The following is a 17444-nucleotide window of genomic DNA, read 5'->3' on the forward strand; positions in this document are numbered from 1 at the left end:
TCAATCTCGCGACAATTATTTCAGGTCGTTGGCTTTTTTAAGTATAAGCCGATCAGCCGCCGGTAAGGCTCATATGACGCGCCACCGCAGGGCGATTGTGATCGCGGTCGATAATGAAGTCATGGCCTTTGGGCTTGCGCGCAATGGCTTCGTCGATAGCCTGGCTGAGCAGCAGGTCGCTTTCGCTTTCCCGCAAGGCTTTGCGCAGATCGGCATCGTCATTCTGACCGAGGCACATATAGAGCATACCGGTGCAGGTGAGCCGAACGCGATTGCAGCTTTCGCAGAAATTATGCGTCATCGGTGTGATGAAACCGAGTCGCCCACCTGTTTCGGCAATCGTCACATAGCGGGCAGGGCCGCCTGTGCGGTAAGGGATATCGGAAAGCGTGAATTGCTGCGACAGATCCTCGCGTACCTGCGAGAGCGGCAGGTACTGGTCGGTACGGTCGAATTCGATCTCGCCCATCGGCATTGTCTCGATGAGCGTCATGTCCATGCCGCGACCATGGGCCCAGCGTATCAGCTCGGGAATCTCGCGGTCATTGAAATCTTTCAACGCAACAGCATTGATCTTGACGTGGATACCGGCGCGCTGGGCAGCTTCTATGCCCTCGAGAACGCGAGGGAGATCGCCCCAACGGGTAATCTGGTGAAATTTTTCGGGATCGAGCGTATCCAGCGAGACATTGATGCGCCGCACACCGCATTCTGCCAGTTCGTCGGCAAAGCGCGAAAGCTGCGATCCGTTCGTGGTCAACGTCAACTCATCCAGCGCACCCGACTTCAGATGGCGTGACAGCTGCCGGATTAGATGCATGATATTCTTGCGCACCAGTGGTTCGCCGCCGGTGAGGCGTAATTTCCTGACGCCCTTGTCGATAAAGGCGGTGCAGAGCCGATCCAGCTCCTCAAGCGTCAGCAAATCCTTCTTAGGCAGGAACGTCATATGTTCCGCCATGCAATAGGTGCAGCGAAAATCGCAGCGGTCCGTCACTGAAACGCGAAGATAGGTAATGGCGCGCCCGAAAGGATCGATCATAGGTCCGTTCGGGGAAACAAGTGGCCGGGCTTGGTTTGTGTGCATCATTAAGCCGTTGTTTCCACATGAGGCGGAGGAATATCCGCGTCGTCCACCTAGAAATAGGATCTGCGGGCCTCGTTGTCCAGTTTCGCGCGCGTGAAGCTCTTTCAATAATGGCTGTGACTATTGCGATATTTTAGCGCGGGGCCTATCAGAAGTTGGCAAGAACCAAGCTGGAGAATGGTGATGAGTGACGTCTGGCCGACTGAATTGCGTGTTTCGCACGACCGCAAACTGCTGACTGTGGCGTTCGACGACGGCCAGAAATTCGAACTGACCGCAGAATTGCTCCGGGTCTTGTCGCCCTCGGCAGAAGTGCAGGGGCATTCGCCGGAACAACGTGTGACAGTCGGCGGTAAGCGCAATGTCGAAATCATGAAGGTCGAGCCGGTCGGCAATTACGCCGTCCGCATAACTTTCGATGATATGCACGACACTGGCCTGTTCTCGTGGACCTATCTGCATAAGCTCGGCACGGAAAAGGACACACTGTGGCAAACCTATCTCGATGAGCTTGCCCAGAAGGGCCTGAAGCGGGATCGCTGATCCGGATTCCAGCCTATTCGTTTTCCAGCATTTCAGATATGCGCCGCATCACATCGCCCATCGAATTGCATTGCGCGGTTGTCGATTGCGCCATGACGCGATCAATCAGTTCTGTATAGACCGTCAGCGCATGCCCCAGAAGCTTCTCGCCCTTGGTGGTTAGCGTCAATCGCATTACGCGCTTGTCTGCCGGATCGCCCTCACGCACCAGCAAACCGCGCTTTTCGAGCTTCGGCAGCAGCATGGTGATGTTCGAACGTCCGACGAGAATGCGGCGCGCAAGATCGTGCTGGGATTCGCCCGGATGGCGATAAATATTCATCAGCACATCGAGATCGGCGATCTTGAGATCGAAAGCCGATAACCCCTGGGCGAGGGCGCGTTCCACTGCCTTGCCGGCCCGCGCGACAGCGATCCAGTTCTTGAAACGCGGGTTGTCCCACGGCAGCTTTGAAGTCTTGTCTTGCATTTTGTTCATTCTTGTACAATTATTTGTTCATGATTGAACATAATTGAGGCCCCGTCATGACATCGTTTTCTTTGCAGGTTACGCGATTCGGCCTGGGTGTGCTTGGGCGCATTGATGCCGATAAGGCAGGCCGCGCCGCGTTCAAGATTTTCTGCCGAACGCCAAGCCGCAGGCCGAAGACCAAGGCTTATGCGGCACGGCTTCATCGGGCGAGCAAAGATCTGAATCAAGCAAAGCGGCTTGATCTGATTATCGATCGCGGGCTTGTTGCAACTTATCTGTTCGAGCCTGACACTTATGTGGGAAGAACATCGCTTGTCGTCCACGGCTGGGGATCACGCACGGCAGATATGATGACAATCATTCACGAACTTGTCGCGCGTGGTGAACGGGTTGTTTCCATCGATTTGCCGGGACATGGCGCATCTGCCGGCCGCACTCTCAACATGATACAGGCAATCGCTGCCGTCGATGTGGCGTGGCGGCAGTATGGTCCGTTCGATGCAATGATCGGCCATTCCTTCGGCGGCGCGGTCATCGTCAACGCGGCCGCTGGCTCTCTTGGCTGTTATCGGTCGCACCGGCCGGCAAAACTGGTGACGATTGCTTCGCCTCACTCCATGGCGGGCGTTTTTGACGGCTTCGGAAAAGTGCTTGGGCTCGGTCGTGACGTGCGCAATGCAATGAAGGAACAGGTGCGTTACATCGCGGCTCGCCCGATCACTGACTTCGACACGGACGTGCATTTGCGCCGTATGACGATCCCGACGCTTGTGGTTCATGCTCATGACGATAAGGAAGTTCCCGCAATATGTGCGGAAATGGCTGGCAAGGCAGGCGCTCACGTCAGGGTTCATTGGGCTGACGGCCTCGGACATCGCCGCATTATCGCAAGTGCCGACGTCGGATCGCTGGTGGCGGATTATCTTGATGACAGCCCGAGATTAAGACTGGTTGCCTGATTTCCCTTGCGGGGAAACCAGTTTCTCCCAGCCTGCCATCGCCCCTAGCGCCGTTGCGGTAAGGTCTTCTCGCGTTCCGCCGTCGCGCGCGAGAATGGACATGCCGTTCTGAACCGTCGCGTAAAAGGTGGCGACCGCCTCACAATTAACGGATGCGGGAATGTCGCCGTCTCGAACACCGCGTTCGAGCCGCTTTTTCAGGATTTCGATATTGGACTGGCGGCGATTGCGCAGCACCGCGCAGACGTTTTCGCTTGAATGCGTTCGATGCAGTGCATCCAGCGCGATCATGCAGCCGCGCGGCACGGATTCCTGGCAGTAGGCGTCTATCGTCGCAAACAGGAACTTTTCGAAAGCTGTGCGGGTATTCGGCGTTTCATCCAGTGTCGACCAGATTTCAACGCCGACTTCACCCGCATAAAGCGTGAGGGCCTCCAGATAGAGCCCTTCTTTGCTTGCGAATGCTGCATAGAGACTGGGAGCATTAACGCCCATGGCGGTCGTCAGATCGGCTAACGACGATCCATCGAACCCTTTTTCCCAGAATATGAACATTGCAGCGCGGAGGGCATTTTCGCGGTCAAAGCTGCGGGGACGTCCTTTTTCTGCCACGTCTGAACCTTTCTGTATCGATCATTAAATAAATCGCTTGACGGTTCTATGCAAGCCTGTCAGCAATTATGTATCAATCGATACAGAAAGGAAATGGCATGCCATCTGAATCTCTGAACGGAAAGGTTGCCTTTGTTACCGGCGGAAGTCGCGGCATTGGCGCAGCAATTGCGCACCGGCTCGCAAAAGATGGCGCAGCAGTTGTCGTCACCTATGTCAACGGTAAGGAAAAAGCCGACGCCGTGGTTTCCGAAATCGTGGCAAATGGCGGCAAGGCGGTGGCACTGAAGGCCGACAACCGGGATGCCGATCAGATCGCCGCTGCGATCGAGAAAACGGTCAAGGATTTCGGTCGTCTGGATATATTGGTCAACAGCGCTGGCATCTGGCATGCGGCCCCGCTGGAAGAGGTCACACTTGCCGATTTCGATGACGTGATGGCCGTGAATTTTCGCGCTGTCTTTGCTGCTGTTTCCGCAGCAGCTCCGCATCTCGGCGCGGGCGGGCGTGTTATCACCATCGGCTCTAATCTGGCAGAAAGCGTGCCGTGGCCAGGCATCAGCCTTTATGCGGCGAGCAAGGCGGCTCTGATCGGCTTGACGAAAGGTCTGGCGCGCGATCTCGGCCCGAAAGGCGTGACGGTCAACGTCGTTCAGCCAGGGTCTACCGATACGGATATGAATCCGGCGGCAGGAGAGCATGCTGAACAGCAACGTGAACTTATCGCAACCGGCAGCTTCGGTTCGCCTGACGATATTGCAAGTCTGGTGGCTTGGCTTGCCAGCGCGGAAGGGCGCTTCGTATCGGGAGCTTCGCTCACCATCGACGGCGGTACAAATGCCTGAAAAAAGAAGGGCGGCTTGCGCCGCCCTTCATTCCGTTAGCCCAGATTGAGCTCCTTGAAGAAATCGTTGCCCTTGCCGTCGATGACGATGAAGGCCGGGAAATCTTCCACTTCGATACGCCAGATCGCTTCCATGCCGAGTTCCGGATATTCGACGACCTCGACCTTCTTGATGCAATCCTGCGCCAGACGTGCAGCCGGTCCGCCGATGGAACCCAGATAAAACCCGCCGTGCTGGCCGCAGGCCTCGCGCACCTGACGCGAACGGTTGCCCTTGGCGAGCATGACCATCGAACCACCGAAGGACTGGAACTGGTCCACATAGGAATCCATGCGGCCCGCCGTGGTCGGTCCGAAGGAGCCGGAGGCATAACCTGCTGGCGTCTTGGCCGGTCCGGCATAATAGATCGGGTGATTCTTGAAATAATCCGGCATGGCTTCGCCGTTTTCAAGCCGTTCGCGAATCTTGGCATGTGCCAGATCGCGCGCCACGATGATCGGTCCGCTCAGCGACAGGCGCGTCTTGACCGGATGCTTCGACAATTCCTTGAGAATGTCCTGCATCGGCTGGTTGAGGTCGATCTTGACCACATACGACGACAGCTTTTCCTCGTCGATATCCGGCATGTATTTGGCCGGATTGGTTTCCAGCTTTTCAAGAAAGATACCGTCTTTGGTGATCTTGCCCTTGGCCTGACGATCCGCAGAGCAGGAAACGCCAATGCCGATAGGCAGCGAAGCGCCGTGGCGGGGCAGGCGAATGACGCGAACGTCATGGCAGAAATATTTGCCACCGAACTGCGCGCCGACACCCAGAGATTGCGTCAGCTTGTGAATTTCAGCTTCCATTTCGAGATTGCGGAAAGCGTGACCGGTTTCGGAGCCCTGGGTCGGCAGGCTGTCCAGATAACGCGTCGAGGCGAGCTTGACCGTCTTCAGGTTCATTTCAGCCGAAGTGCCGCCGATGACGATTGCCAGATGATATGGCGGGCAGGCGGCTGTGCCGAGGCTCAGGATCTTGTCCTTGAGGAAGTCGATCATGCGGTCGTGCGTCAGGAGCGACGGTGTTCCCTGATAAAGAAACGTCTTGTTCGCCGAACCGCCGCCCTTGGCAACGAAAAGGAATTTGTAGGCGTCTTCGCCTTCTTCGTAGATATCGATCTGGGCGGGCAGATTGTTCTTGGTGTTCTTTTCCTCGAACATCGAAAGAGGCGCAAGCTGCGAATAACGCAGGTTCTTCTTGTTGTAGGCGTCGAGAACACCAGCACCCAAAGCATCGGCATCGCCGCCTTCGGTCCAGACGCGACGACCCTTCTTGCCCATGATGATGGCCGTGCCGGTATCCTGACACATGGGCAGCACGCCGCCAGCAGCGATATTGGCGTTCTTCAGAAGATCGTAAGCAACGAAACGGTCATTGTCAGTCGCTTCCGGATCTTCGAGAATATGGGCAAGCTGCTGCAGGTGGCCGGGGCGCAGCAGATGATTGATGTCGGCAAAAGCCGTTTCCGAAAGCAGGCGAAGTCCTTCCGGGTCGACGGTCAGTACTTCCTGCCCCTTGAAACTATCGACAGAGACATGATCGGAAGTCAGCTTGCGGTATGGGGTGTCGTCTTCACCAAGAGGAAAAAGATCGGCGGCGCTTGCTTCTGCCATCGTGGTACCTCGCTTGCTTGCCAGTTGCGCCTGCCGGACAACGTCATCGTTGCCGGTCTGCGCGATAACAGGTTGATCGAAGCTCCGAGGAAGAGCATCGGAGCCATAGTCTGCGGGGCTTTTAGCGCGATGCGGAGGGGATGCCACTGCGTCACTTTGTTCATTTGGGTCTTCTGGCAGATCTCCCCGGAAGATGCCTCAAACAATTGTGATAAACGCAAAACAGAAAATTGCTTCAGAAAACATTAGCGTTAAAAGTTTCTAAACGAGATTCATAAATTCTGTGCGCGAGATTCGGACGGATTCGCTCTTTAGCGAACGCATTAACTTTGGCGGTTTGAAATGCAGTTTTCCAGACACTCGCAGATGGATGAGAAGAGCATCGCTGGGCGCGGACTGAATATCCGTCGCGCGGCTGCACTGGCTCTGGCAGCTTCGGTGTTTCTCCCGACGGCACAGGCACAGGCTGCAAACTCATTGTTGGAACTCTTCCAGCAGCGTCGACAGCAGCAGGCGCAGCCTGTCCAGCCACAGGTTGCTCCTCCTAGGGCCCCGGTTTCACCGAACACCGTTTCTGCTCCGCGTGCCGCCGTGCGCAGCCTTCCGCCAGCCCAGCGCGTGACCGTCAAGGGGCCGCAGATTTACGACTACAAGCCAGACACTCTGGTCAATATCGACTTCAGCGCGCTCGACATGCAGGTGACAGCGGCAACCGAGCCAACCACTGTCGATCCGCTGACATCCGGCATGTCACCGATCCGCCCGCAGGTTCGGGAAGAAACACCGGGCGAGCGCGCATTCGATGCCGCAACGGATTATCTGAAATCGGTCAACGTCAAAGCCGAGAAAGAAATCGCCGAGGCGATCGTGGATTATTATTCACATCAGCGCGCGTTTATCTGGTCGGCCGATGACAAGGTACTCGAGCGCGCCAAGAATGTCGCAGCCTTCTTCGCCCGCGCCGATGAAGACGGGCTCAACCCCGACGAATACGCAGTTACGATCCCGGCTGACAGTTTCGACACTGCGGCTGAATCCGAGCGCCAGCAGAAGCTTGCAGAATTTGAAATCCGCATGTCAGCTCGCGCCTTGCGTTATGCCATAGATGCAGGCGAGGGACGCATAATCGCCGACCGCCTCAGCGGTTTCCACGATTTGCCGCGCGATCGCGTTAATCCGAAGGCTGTTCTGGAACGGCTGGCCTCGGAAAACGATCCGGCTGCCTATCTGCATGGTTTCCAGCCGGACAACGAACAATATGCGGCATTGAAACGCGAACTGGCGAACACGGAGCCACCTTCTGCCGAACCGATCCGCATCTCGCTGAATGGCATCATCAAGCCGGGCGATACCAACGATCAGCTCAGCAAGGTCGTCGCTCTGATCGCAAGACACGCACCTGCCAGTTATCTGGCAGAGCACAAGCAAGTGCTGGATAGGCACGCGAGCGCTGATGTCTACGACCCGGAACTCGTTGCGGCAATCAAGGACTACCAGAAGCTTTCCGGTGGGGCACCTGACGGCGTCATCGGTCGCAATACGGTTTCCGCCCTTCAAGGCGAGCAAACTTCCATCAAGCGTGACCGCATCCTTTATTCCATGGAGCGCCTGCGCTGGCTGCCCCATGATTTCGGCACGCGTTACGTCATGGTCAACCAGCCGGCCTACCGTGCGGAATATTTTGAGGACGGAAAAGAAAAGCTGGCCATGAATGTGGTCATCGGTTCCTCGACCCATCAGACCTACTTCTTCTATAATAAGGTCCAGACGGTTGTTTTCAATCCGTCATGGGGGGTGCCGCGTTCGATCATCCTGAACGAAATGCTGCCCAAGGTCATGCGCGATACGAGCTATCTCGACCGCAATGGCTATGAGGTCTATGCGGGCGGCAAGAAAGTTGCGGCCAGTGCCGTCAACTGGAGTGCGGTTGCTGCGGGTAAAGCCCATGTAGGCATTCGCCAGAAACCGAGTCTCGACAACGCTCTCGGCGAGCTCAAAATTCTGTTTCCGAACGCGCATGATATTTACATGCACGATACGCCGGCCAAATCCTATTTCAGTCGCGATATGCGGGCCCTGAGTCACGGCTGCATTCGCCTGGAACGACCACGCGACATGGCAGCGGCTGTTATGGGAACATCGGCGACGGACCTCGAAAAATATTTCGGCAAGAACGAGCGAGGCATCAAGGTCAAGGACCCTGTGCCCGTCTACATTTCCTATTTCACCGCATGGCCGGGGGCAGACGGAAAAATCCACTATTACGGCGATGTCTATGACCGTGATTCCGGATTGCAGAAAGCTTTCGACAAGACCGCAGGTTCGCGTCTCGCCGCACTTTGAAATTGGTTTCGCACCGAAACTGGACGGCAATCATCAATGGGTGATTGCCGTTTTTGTTTGAACTGTGATTGGGTGCAAATGATCCGAAATCAATTTGGGAAACAGGCTTGCGAGACGCTTGACTCATGCCGCCGCAGGCCAGTATATCCGCACCACCTTGATTGAGCATGGCTCATCGGGCGTGTAGCTCAGCGGGAGAGCACTCCCTTCACACGGGAGGGGTCACAGGTTCAATCCCTGTCACGCCCACCATTTAACCAATTGATATTTAATCATAATCTGTTGTTTTTAAAATTGCTCGCTCGGCAAATACGGGAAAACGAAAGCAGAACATGGCCGAGCCAAGCGGGTAAAATCCGTGGAATTAGTTCTTCTTCCGTTCCAGCTTCTTTGACACCGGCAAGAGATTCGAGCGCTTCGCCTCATCAGTTGCCACCACGTGCGCATATCTGGCTGCAGATGCCATATCTGTCCAAGCGCCAGTTCCTACCAGTCCACGCACGTCCAATCCCCCGTATTTTCGCATCCACGTAGCCCATGTGTGTCTAAACACGTGGAACGTCACAAAGTCCACATCAGGACCGGCTTTCGTTTTCACGTCTTCCAGCCATGTGTAAAGTCGTCCTGACTTTCGGAACCGGAATAGCTTTCCTTCGCGGTCCAGACCCCGAGGATGATTCGCGATTGCTGCAACCACTGTCGGCGGCAGATGAACCGCTCTGGGCTTCCCGTTCTTTGTTGCTGGCAGGTATGCCATACCTTCGGTCAGATCCAGTCTGGCTATTTCCAGCGTTGTTAGCTCACTGAGCCGCATGCCGGTATAGAGCAGGGTATGCAGGAATATTCCGAACTCAGCATCTTTTTTGTATGCCGCGTCCAGAATCTTGAATGCCTGCTTGTCTGTCATCCAATCGGTCTTCATCTGGCCTCGGGAGCCCTTCGGACGCTTCCATTGCTGGTTAAGCCCTGCATGCTTCAGGATGGCTGAAATGACCGTGTAGACCTGCCTATTGCGCGTCGCTGCGCTCGCGTTCGGATAGAGAGCAATTGCCGTGGTATCGATCAACTGCTGGTCGATGTCGATCAAACGGTAATGGCCGATCCTTTCAACGATCGGCTCTATAAAGCGCTCATTGTGAGTGGCCGCGATATAATCCGTCACCGCGTCTAGGAATGTCGGCTCTCCGGGTTTCCTGAAAACTCCTGCTTCGATTTCTTCTTTCCAGAGTTTGAGGAGCTTTGCTGCCGTATTTTTGTCAGTCGTCTTTGTACTTCTGTCCATTGCGACCCCGAAGTGGGTGCCGCGAACGTAGTAGTACGGCGATTTGCCCGCACGGGGAGGGATGAGCTTGAGTGGCATTTCGTTTCTCGTCTTAATCCTTCAACAATTGCGTCCAGGTCCTTCTCAGTGAAGAATTTCTTGTGACCGACTGTGAAGTAGAATGCATGGCGCTTTATAATTTCTTGCAGCGTTCGCCTGCCAATCCTCAGACGGTCGGCAGCTTCGTTCATGGAAAAGATCGCTGACATCCTCACTCCCTTTCCCGCAGTGCGGCGCGGCCAGAATGATCGACCGTCAGCAGGTGTTTTCGGGCCTTGCCTTCCCACTCGTGCAGATCGCGCTCGTACTGATCGAGTACCCAGAGGTGCAGTGTTCCGCTTTTCGTTGCCATCGGAGCATGCTCATTATCAATGTTGTGCCTCTCGACATAATCATCAAAACGGCCTGACGCTTCCCATTCTTCGCGGCACTTCGAAGCTTTCAGAGCGTTTTCTCTCCTATCAATCGCATCCATCTGGCGGGCGCGAACGACAAGGTTCAAAGCTTCATTGAGCAATTCGGTGCATGTCTCGCAGGTCATCTACTCACCGCCTTTCAGGGCTTGGCGACCGGCAGACGTAAACTCGGCACTGTTTTTCAGAATATTGGCCTTGATGATTTCAAAGGCGACAATCGCCTCATCAACCGAGTATTTAGCTCGGAAGTTTTCTTGTCTTGCTGCCATTGCCAAAACCATCTGTTGACAGAACTCTTCGCGGTCCAGCTTCATTCGCTCTGCTCCCCTAGTGGGCTTCTGTCCAACATAGCGCGCCAAGCCTTTTCTGGATCGTCGGAATACCAAAGACCACGTTTCCGCATCCTCTCTGTCGGCTCCTGTAGAGCGGCGAGGAACGATTTACGCGCCGCTTCTGCATCGTCAAGGTACGGCACCTTATGCGACCATGGCAATTGCGACCACGGTGTGCGACCTGCACCATTACGGCTTTCGTAAATCGCCTTCGCAGCGTTCGTGACTTCCTTACTCGCCATGGCTGGCCTCCCTTAAAATAGCATCCCTTTCAATCTCAATCGTGTTGATGCAGTTCGCTATGCTGTCGGTGATGGCCTTTTCGATGTTGTGCTTCGCAAAGGCAGAGATGGTTGTCAGGGCTTCATTCACGCCCGTGCCGGTGTGAGCAAAGTTAGATGAAATCGAAACGGTAACAGTGAACAGACCGGAGCTAACAAGCTTCTCATGGTTAAGCTTTATCCACTTCAATGCCTTTTCATTGCTATCGATGCACTCTGTGGCCTTGTTGATGCGCTCAAGGTTCATTTGCTGCCCTCCTTTGCGCGCAAGGGGGGCGATGCATGGCTTAGCGTCCTTGAAAGCATCACGGATTTTCTGTTTGGTTGCCGCTATAGTCGCGTCAGGCCCGTCCAGCTTGGATAGTCTGTCAATGAGGGTCATGCTCCTTCTCCCGATGACCAAGCCCCAAGAACAATGCTGAAAATGCCTAGTGCGAAGAATACTCCCGCAATTTGCGGATTTGGCATTGAATGGTAACCGGACGAGAAAAATCCGCCTGCCATCAAAGTAAAAGCGTATGAGAATTTCATGGCTTGGCCTCCAAGGCGGCGCGGGCAATCTTTTCAGCGCTATCGTCGTATGTGTCGCCCGCGATCTTTTGCAACGCCTTTCTTGCCGCCGCGAGTTTGGTTTCGAGGGCTTCGGCGCGGGATTTAATTTTTGAGAAGTCTGAAATCATTCCGGCGAATAGCATTTTTATGTCTTCTGGAGAGTTAGGGGGGCAACCACCATCCCAGCCAGTATTCAAGCAGTCGGAGCACCCGTAAGGTTCGGGCGAACCTGTTAGGCAAGTTATGCAGACGCCAGACTTTTTAGAACTTTCTTCCAACTCCTTAACCCGCGCAGTCAGGGCCGCGTTGTCGGCTTCTAAATCTTCCTTTTTCAAGGTTAGGGTTACGATCTGATTTTGAAGCTGTTGTGCGACAGTGTCGGACGCAGCAAGCAACCGATCCTTCGCGACAATGATGGCCTCAGACTGCGAGCGGGTGACGAGTTCGCGAGTTTCTTTCGGCTCGTCTTCAAAGATCGGTCCGAACGCTTTCCATTTAGGATCGCCGCCCCATCGCCATTGACGGGCAACCGTCTCCAACCCTTCGACCGGCGCGGCGGGGCGGGTGTTCAAGGCGGAAGCGTCTCGTTCAAATGCACAGGCGTCGGGGAATAGCTTAATGCTCATCGCTGCCTCCTGTCGGGCGGGTGGCTTTGGCTATCGCCTTGGATATTTCCTTGAATAGTTTCTTTGTGATGGCGTCTCGCTGGCTATCCGTGACATACCCACGGATACGAAGCCTCAGCATAGCTTCACTGTCCTTCTGGAAGTGCTCTGCAACATGGTCTGGCAATTCAGGGAACTGTTCTTTGAATTTGGGCGCACCCCAACCTAATATGATTTGCTTTATCATTCCGACCCTCCCGGTGAGGCTGGGAGGGGGCGGAACAAGACGTATTCATGTTTATGAAGAACGGGCCAGTACCCAGCTTTCCCATACAGAACGAACATTTCATTTTGCCATAGGACTGTGGTTTCACCCCACGTATAGCCCTTGTCGTCATCGCAATTTGGGCCGCTTATTTCGCAAACTTCGCCTATTGCCGGGGAGTACGCGGGATTAACCCGGCGACCTTTCAATGCGTGGCTGATTTCAATTTCTCGCCACTCGCCCTTTCCGCCATCCGCAACCGTTTTACCGGCGTCGGCAATATGGTCCGCTACAGGCTGAGACGAGAGGGCGCGGATTGCGGCGGCGGCGTCTGAAAACAGTTCTTGCGCGGCTTCGACGTTGAAAAGCTCAATGTGGTCGTTTTCAGTTTCCAAGTCGCCTTCATATTCAAGGCCAGCGTCAAGGCGTTCTAGCAATTCTCGCAGGTCGCCTTCCTCCAACGCCTGCGCACGCGGGGATGGGTCCGTGACGGAAAGAGTTGTCGAAAGGCCGTTCTTCTCGCTTGTCGAGTTGAATTTTTCGACCACTGCGGGAGCCAAATCGATGCCTGCTGTGATTGCGCACAAAATAGCAGTATGAACTACATCTGCTAATTCATCAGCAAGCTGCTGTTTAGTTGCTCTGGAACCTCGCCAGCCTTGGCGTTCACGTTCCAGTTTTTTGATAACATTGCAGGCTTCCCCAACTTCCCCGGCCATTTCATTGCCTCGGAATGACAAATCTGGCTTCTGATCAGGACACCATTCTTCCTGACGTTCGACGTGAGCTTGTTGTAATTGCCCTAAAGTCACCCCTTGCAGGAAAGGCAGGGCGGCTGTGAGTATGCGGCGAGCCTTTTCTTTCTGCTTGTCGAAGGCGTTTCCATACGCAATAGGATCGGATTTACACATGGCGCTTACTGCCGCTTGTACTGCTTCATCTGGGATGGTCATGGGCGCACCTTCGCGTTTCGAATGATGACAAGAGCGGCGTCATCGTCGCCAGTGATGTTTGAGAGGGCTAGAGCAACACGACAGGGATCAATCCCGTACTTGGTCCAGAACTTCTGTTCGTTCATGGAATGCTGCTCTCGGTGCATTTCAGGTGAAAGAGGAACCACCCAACCGTCATCCGGCTTTTCAGCCTTCCCGGTGTCTCGCTTGCCATATTCGGGCGCTGCGTAACGGATGTGAGCGGCTTCCACGCCATACTGACCAGTCACCACGCACGGTAATGTTCTGATCCAGGCGAGGTGTTTCCCGTTCTCTTTCCTTGGTCGCTTCTGCCCCTTTGACGGGGCATTGCTGAATGCTTCGGGGTGTCGGCGGATAGCAAATGCTCCCATAATTACACCTCCGGCAGATCGTTGATCTGGTCAGCTTCAAGCTTCGCCATGTTGGCAATGCGCTGCTTGTCGAACTCTTCTTCGCCGTCTAACACGCCTTTCAGGAAGACAGACACGGTATCGACACGACCAAGTGTTGGCTGATCGACCCATTCCGGTGCGCCCTGTTTGATGCTTCGGTATTGGTTGCGCATGATTTCGATGTCGCCACCGATGAATACCGAGGCGATCAGCATGTTTACCGCTGTCACAACCCACGCATTCGCATCTTCATACTCGCCATCATTTCTAGGCTGGTCCTGTTCGCCCGCATCCGGCTCGCTGGCTGGCGTTTCGGGTTCGTCGGCAACAATCTCAGCCTCTTCAACTGTCGCGCTCTGTGGCTCTTCTCCGAATGGATCGGCAACGGTCTGAACCGGCGTGATGTTCTTGGCATTGTCTGCGCCTTGGAATGATTGCGCTTCGTCACGGTCATAAACACCAAGCAGAACTTCCGGCACATATCGGCGCGCCCACGAACGGGCTGCAAAATAGCCAAGCTGCTGTTGCGGGTCTGACTTCCAAAGCGGGCTGTTCTTGGTCGTGATCGAACCGACTGACGGGGAGGTGTATTCGTATGTCTCGCCATCCAGAATACCCGACACGGTGCACGTCAGGTCGTTGCCGGTGCCTTTGTATTCGTACTTCAGACGGCCCTTGATGCCTGAGCGGGTATTGACCACCGCAGCGATAAGTTGGGCTTCGTAAGCGATTGTTCCATTCACCGAATAGGACTTGGACGCGACCGCAAAAGGCGACATCTGCCACTCAAGGGCCTGCATAGCCACAGCCATACACGCACCGGCGTTACCGCGTAGATGCTTCGGAAGGGCTATATCGGCCTTGCTCATTACCTCGGCAAAGCGAACCACTTCGCCAAGGTTCTGTGGTGCGATGCTCGATCCGTTTGCGCCAGCTGTTACCGAAACGCTGTTTATCGAGTTCTCGCGGGTTGCTACCTGGTTCATTTCGATGCCTCTATGTTTTTGAGGATGCTTGCTGGCAGGGCTATGAAAAAGCGTCCCATGCCTGTTTCTCTCTTGATCTGACTGATGCTCCAATTCTGGAGCCACCCGGCGTTCTGTGGCTTGTGTCCGTTGAAAACGACATCGCCAGCGAGGATGAAATCGATCACAATTTGCGGGTCATCTATCCGCCCGCCTTTGATCCACTTTGCTGCCATCGCTCACGCTCCGATAAGCTTCTGCTGGTACCAAACCGGAAAATCCGTTTCCGTGGCTTCTTCAAGAGGTGTGGATGGAACCCATGCCGTGTCTGTCCCGAACTCGCCCATGAAGCGGCGGTAGTTCTCAATGGCTTGGGCTATGCGTTCTGATGCGCGATCAAACAGCGGGTTTCCCGGCGACAGCATGATACCGTGCGATATCGGAGCACCCTTTTTCTGCCAGAACACGAATACGAAGGCGAAAACCGGGTTGCTCGCTACCTTGGACAGCCAGTCTTCTTGACCGCTTGGCAGACCGAAAACCTTGTCGGATTTGAATAGCCCTTTCATCTGGCGGCGACCGTCTGTGTAATGGCCAGCTGATACGATATAGTCATAGCTCGCCATTGCATCGCGACAGGCTTGCTTGAACTCTTTGTCGCTCCGGTTCTCGATGGACTTGAGATCGACAATCGAATTGATCTGAAGGTAATCGAACCGTGCCTTGAAGCGGATGCCGTTCACGGTCCAGAAAACCGACACTTCCGGCTGACCACCTTCAAATGCTCGTGCCAGCGTCTTGTTAGCCTTGATGAAAGCCGATGCCGCAAGGATCTTCGAATAGTCACGGAACTTGATTGGCTCGCGTCCAGATGCCTTGATACCCGCTATCTCATCCTTACCGGCCTTGATGTTGCCTGGGTTCATGTATGGCGTGTGAAGTGCCTTGAACCTGTCAGCGCCTTCCAGAACGCATGTGTGCAACTGTCTGCCGAATATCTTGGCTGGCGTATCGTCGTTATCATCTTCCTTGGCAGGATTGAACGAGCTACCCCACCAGAAGTCAGGCGCGTTACCAATAAGCTTTTTCAGTCCGGTTGAACCGAGTGCTGTATCGGAGTGGTAAACCGCGTCAGACATTCCGAAATAAATGCCGTCTTCGTGATGCGTGAAGCCTGCCTTCTCTGCCGCATCGGTCACAATGTCTGCAGACAGATCGCCTATATGCTGGAAGGTGTCAGTCATGCTGCACCTCCAAGGGCTACCTCAAGCGCCTTTGCCTTGTCGTTTTGCCAGTCGTGTTCGACATAATCGCTGATAGCTTCAAGTATCTCGGCCTTGTCGCCAGCTTCCTTGATTTGTTCGAAGAGGTCTTGCAGGCGATAGAGCATAGATCTGGACGCATGCGCTTTGTCCGAAGCGAGCTTAAGGGCAGCGCTTCCAAGCTGATAATCTGAGATTTCAAGCGTCTTGTTGAACTGCTTAACCACCCAATCAACGGTTTGATTTTGATCGTTGGCGATCAGCTGAGCGGCTGCAATGGCGTCAGCTTCCGAAAGGTGAAGATCGTTTTCCTTGTAAACAGAGCCAGAGCCCACGCCTGTTTCGACACACATGTACCTAAAGCCATGGTCGTGTGCACCTTCAGCACTGTTGAACTGGACGCTACCGATAGTCAGCTTTGTGATGGATGGCTCAAACAGGGAGTAATCCAGCGACATTTCGTGGTTGCCACGATATGAACTGCCACACCGTGGGCAGGAAAACTCATAATCTGTGCCAGCTGGTGAGGTGGCTTTCCACTTCCGTGTGCCAAGGCAATCAGGGCAAGGGCGCTGCTTTTTATTGGCTACAGTCGAACCCCGGTAAACCTTATCGCCAATCGAATATTTGCTCTCGATTTTCACTTCAACTCTCCCGGAAACTCTTGTGCCAGTGCCTTTTCGACTGCGAGGACGAAGCTTGCGTCTATCTCGGTCTGTATCTGGCTGGCTGTTGTGATCTGGTCTGGGGTGAACCGTGGGCGCTTCTCATCGCCCTTGGCTGACTGGCGGCGCACATAGCCGTTTACTTGGAGGAGGGCGGTCATGAAGCTAACTTGTCGATTGCTTCACGGATGCGGGCTTTCTCAGCCTTTAGAAACTCAGCATGTTTCGTATTTATTGCCGTTTGAATTTCTCTGACGGCCGCATTCGTGGCCTTCTCGATCTCATCCTTGAACTTGCGTTCCATAAACTTGAAGGCAAGCAATTCCATACGAGTGTAGGTGGTTCCGCCCCATGCATCGCGTTTGGCTGGCTTGCCGTCTCTATCAACGGTTTCAGCTAGGTATTCGCGACCGGTAAGACCGATAAACTCACGCATGGTAACTGGCTTCTTGTCGCCAAAGGATGGAGTAAGGGGCTGGTCAATGATCTCGGTCGTTACAGCGTCAAGAGCTTTGTCCGCCTTGGCTGTGACGAGAGCTATAGCCTTTGCCTCTATCTCTTTGGCAAGACGAGCATCACCGAATTTACCAACGATTTGCATCGCTGCGGCTTCGATAATCAGGGTTTCCATGTCCCGCATCGTGTAATCGCGCATGGATACATGAAATTCGATGCCTTTGCCTTCTGCCTCTTTTGTCGCCACCATATCGGTGTCAACGTCCTGTGGCTCGGTGTGGCCGTCCCATTCTTGCTCGGCCAGATCGTGCGTGTTGATGATTTCGTTTGTCATATCACTCACACTTTCTCGGCTAGAGCGGCCCAATACAGGAACACGCCACAGAAGGTTGAAACGGCAACAAAGCCAGCGATGTCTTCGATAAGGTCACGCATGGGAGCC

Annotated in this window: 23 protein-coding genes, 1 tRNA gene and 1 pseudogene; 5 read left to right on the plus strand and 20 right to left on the minus strand. The window is 54.5% G+C overall.

Annotated features, from left to right (window positions below; genetic code table 11):
* Positions 1 to 52 precede the first annotated feature (52 nt).
* Positions 53 to 1042: a GTP 3',8-cyclase MoaA gene (gene moaA / locus CQZ93_RS05905; protein ID WP_286152246.1), complete on the minus strand. Its 990-nt coding sequence runs from the start codon at positions 1040 to 1042 to the stop codon at positions 53 to 55.
* 228 nt (positions 1043 to 1270) lie between these two features.
* Here moaA and CQZ93_RS05910 point away from each other — a divergent pair, with 228 nt between their 5' ends.
* Positions 1271 to 1630: a gamma-butyrobetaine hydroxylase family protein gene (locus CQZ93_RS05910; protein WP_105541763.1), complete on the plus strand. Its 360-nt coding sequence runs from the start codon at positions 1271 to 1273 to the stop codon at positions 1628 to 1630.
* A gap of 13 nt (positions 1631 to 1643) precedes the next feature.
* Here the strand turns inward: CQZ93_RS05910 and CQZ93_RS05915 are convergent, their stop codons facing one another.
* A complete protein-coding gene (locus CQZ93_RS05915; protein ID WP_105541764.1) occupies positions 1644 to 2108 on the minus strand; it encodes a MarR family winged helix-turn-helix transcriptional regulator in 465 nt (154 codons plus the stop codon).
* A gap of 47 nt (positions 2109 to 2155) precedes the next feature.
* Between CQZ93_RS05915 and CQZ93_RS05920 the strand changes: the two genes are divergently transcribed.
* Complete coding sequence (locus tag CQZ93_RS05920) at positions 2156 to 3061, plus strand: alpha/beta fold hydrolase (RefSeq protein WP_105541765.1); 906 nt, start codon at positions 2156 to 2158, stop codon at positions 3059 to 3061.
* Here CQZ93_RS05920 and CQZ93_RS05925 read toward each other — a convergent pair.
* Complete coding sequence (locus CQZ93_RS05925) at positions 3044 to 3673, minus strand: TetR/AcrR family transcriptional regulator (protein ID WP_105541766.1); 630 nt, start codon at positions 3671 to 3673, stop codon at positions 3044 to 3046. The two genes, CQZ93_RS05920 and CQZ93_RS05925, sit on opposite strands and share 18 nt — an antisense overlap.
* A gap of 98 nt (positions 3674 to 3771) precedes the next feature.
* Between CQZ93_RS05925 and CQZ93_RS05930 the strand changes: the two genes are divergently transcribed.
* Complete coding sequence (locus tag CQZ93_RS05930) at positions 3772 to 4518, plus strand: 3-oxoacyl-ACP reductase family protein (RefSeq protein ID WP_105541767.1); 747 nt, start codon at positions 3772 to 3774, stop codon at positions 4516 to 4518.
* Positions 4519 to 4553: 35 nt separating this feature from the next.
* On the opposite strand, the gene CQZ93_RS05935 is transcribed toward CQZ93_RS05930, so the two are convergent.
* Entirely contained in the window at positions 4554 to 6173 is a 1620-nt protein-coding gene (locus tag CQZ93_RS05935) for a fumarate hydratase (RefSeq protein ID WP_105543195.1), read from the minus strand.
* 366 nt (positions 6174 to 6539) lie between these two features.
* On the opposite strand from CQZ93_RS05935, the gene CQZ93_RS05940 reads away from it, so the two are divergent.
* Together CQZ93_RS05940 and CQZ93_RS05945 are read left to right on the plus strand one after the other, a co-directional pair.
* Positions 6540 to 8516: a L,D-transpeptidase family protein gene (locus CQZ93_RS05940; protein WP_422616091.1), complete on the plus strand. Its 1977-nt coding sequence runs from the start codon at positions 6540 to 6542 to the stop codon at positions 8514 to 8516.
* A 177-nt stretch (positions 8517 to 8693) separates the two neighbouring features.
* A tRNA-Val gene (locus CQZ93_RS05945) sits at positions 8694 to 8768 on the plus strand.
* Positions 8769 to 8880: 112 nt separating this feature from the next.
* Here the strand turns inward: CQZ93_RS05945 and CQZ93_RS05950 are convergent.
* The 16 genes and pseudogenes from CQZ93_RS05950 to CQZ93_RS06020 form a co-directional block, all read right to left on the minus strand.
* Entirely contained in the window at positions 8881 to 9876 is a 996-nt protein-coding gene (locus tag CQZ93_RS05950) for a tyrosine-type recombinase/integrase (RefSeq protein WP_105541769.1), read from the minus strand.
* Between the two features lie 29 nt (positions 9877 to 9905).
* Positions 9906 to 10046 (minus strand): annotated as a pseudogene (locus CQZ93_RS27225) (helix-turn-helix domain-containing protein); the annotation flags it as partial.
* A gap of 2 nt (positions 10047 to 10048) precedes the next feature.
* Positions 10049 to 10378 (minus strand): hypothetical protein, encoded by a 330-nt coding sequence (locus CQZ93_RS05955; protein ID WP_105541770.1) that lies wholly within the window; start codon positions 10376 to 10378, stop codon positions 10049 to 10051.
* Entirely contained in the window at positions 10379 to 10567 is a 189-nt protein-coding gene (locus tag CQZ93_RS05960) for a hypothetical protein (protein ID WP_105541771.1), read from the minus strand.
* Positions 10564 to 10827 carry an HMG-box domain-containing protein gene (locus CQZ93_RS05965; protein WP_105541772.1) on the minus strand — a complete coding sequence of 88 codons (264 nt, stop codon included), beginning with the start codon at positions 10825 to 10827 and terminating at the stop codon, positions 10564 to 10566. The genes CQZ93_RS05960 and CQZ93_RS05965 overlap by 4 nt, the downstream gene beginning before the upstream one ends.
* On the minus strand, positions 10817 to 11248 hold the full coding sequence (locus CQZ93_RS05970) for a hypothetical protein (RefSeq protein WP_105541773.1): 432 nt from the start codon (positions 11246 to 11248) through the stop codon (positions 10817 to 10819). The genes CQZ93_RS05965 and CQZ93_RS05970 overlap by 11 nt, the downstream gene beginning before the upstream one ends.
* Positions 11249 to 11393: 145 nt before the next feature.
* Positions 11394 to 12044 carry a hypothetical protein gene (locus CQZ93_RS05975; RefSeq protein WP_105541774.1) on the minus strand — a complete coding sequence of 217 codons (651 nt, stop codon included), beginning with the start codon at positions 12042 to 12044 and terminating at the stop codon, positions 11394 to 11396.
* Complete coding sequence (locus CQZ93_RS05980; protein ID WP_105541775.1) at positions 12034 to 12270, minus strand: hypothetical protein; 237 nt, start codon at positions 12268 to 12270, stop codon at positions 12034 to 12036. Before CQZ93_RS05980 ends, CQZ93_RS05975 begins: the two co-directional genes overlap by 11 nt.
* Complete coding sequence (locus CQZ93_RS05985) at positions 12267 to 13241, minus strand: MazG-like family protein (RefSeq protein ID WP_105541776.1); 975 nt, start codon at positions 13239 to 13241, stop codon at positions 12267 to 12269. Before CQZ93_RS05985 ends, CQZ93_RS05980 begins: the two co-directional genes overlap by 4 nt.
* Positions 13238 to 13633 (minus strand): DUF968 domain-containing protein, encoded by a 396-nt coding sequence (locus CQZ93_RS05990; RefSeq protein WP_105541777.1) that lies wholly within the window; start codon positions 13631 to 13633, stop codon positions 13238 to 13240. The genes CQZ93_RS05985 and CQZ93_RS05990 overlap by 4 nt, the downstream gene beginning before the upstream one ends.
* Positions 13634 to 13635: 2 nt before the next feature.
* Entirely contained in the window at positions 13636 to 14640 is a 1005-nt protein-coding gene (locus CQZ93_RS05995) for a recombinase RecT (RefSeq protein WP_105541778.1), read from the minus strand.
* On the minus strand, positions 14637 to 14855 hold the full coding sequence (locus CQZ93_RS06000; RefSeq protein WP_105541779.1) for a hypothetical protein: 219 nt from the start codon (positions 14853 to 14855) through the stop codon (positions 14637 to 14639). The genes CQZ93_RS05995 and CQZ93_RS06000 overlap by 4 nt, the downstream gene beginning before the upstream one ends.
* Positions 14856 to 14858: 3 nt before the next feature.
* Positions 14859 to 15863: a PD-(D/E)XK nuclease-like domain-containing protein gene (locus CQZ93_RS06005; protein ID WP_105541780.1), complete on the minus strand. Its 1005-nt coding sequence runs from the start codon at positions 15861 to 15863 to the stop codon at positions 14859 to 14861.
* Complete coding sequence (locus tag CQZ93_RS06010) at positions 15860 to 16525, minus strand: hypothetical protein (protein WP_146114427.1); 666 nt, start codon at positions 16523 to 16525, stop codon at positions 15860 to 15862. Before CQZ93_RS06010 ends, CQZ93_RS06005 begins: the two co-directional genes overlap by 4 nt.
* Positions 16522 to 16707 (minus strand): hypothetical protein, encoded by a 186-nt coding sequence (locus CQZ93_RS06015; RefSeq protein ID WP_105541782.1) that lies wholly within the window; start codon positions 16705 to 16707, stop codon positions 16522 to 16524. The genes CQZ93_RS06010 and CQZ93_RS06015 overlap by 4 nt, the downstream gene beginning before the upstream one ends.
* Entirely contained in the window at positions 16704 to 17336 is a 633-nt protein-coding gene (locus tag CQZ93_RS06020; RefSeq protein WP_105541783.1) for a hypothetical protein, read from the minus strand. The genes CQZ93_RS06015 and CQZ93_RS06020 overlap by 4 nt, the downstream gene beginning before the upstream one ends.
* Positions 17337 to 17444 lie beyond the last annotated feature (108 nt).

Source organism: Ochrobactrum vermis (genome assembly GCF_002975205.1).
In the GTDB taxonomy this organism is placed as follows: Bacteria; Pseudomonadota; Alphaproteobacteria; order Rhizobiales; family Rhizobiaceae; genus Brucella; species Brucella vermis.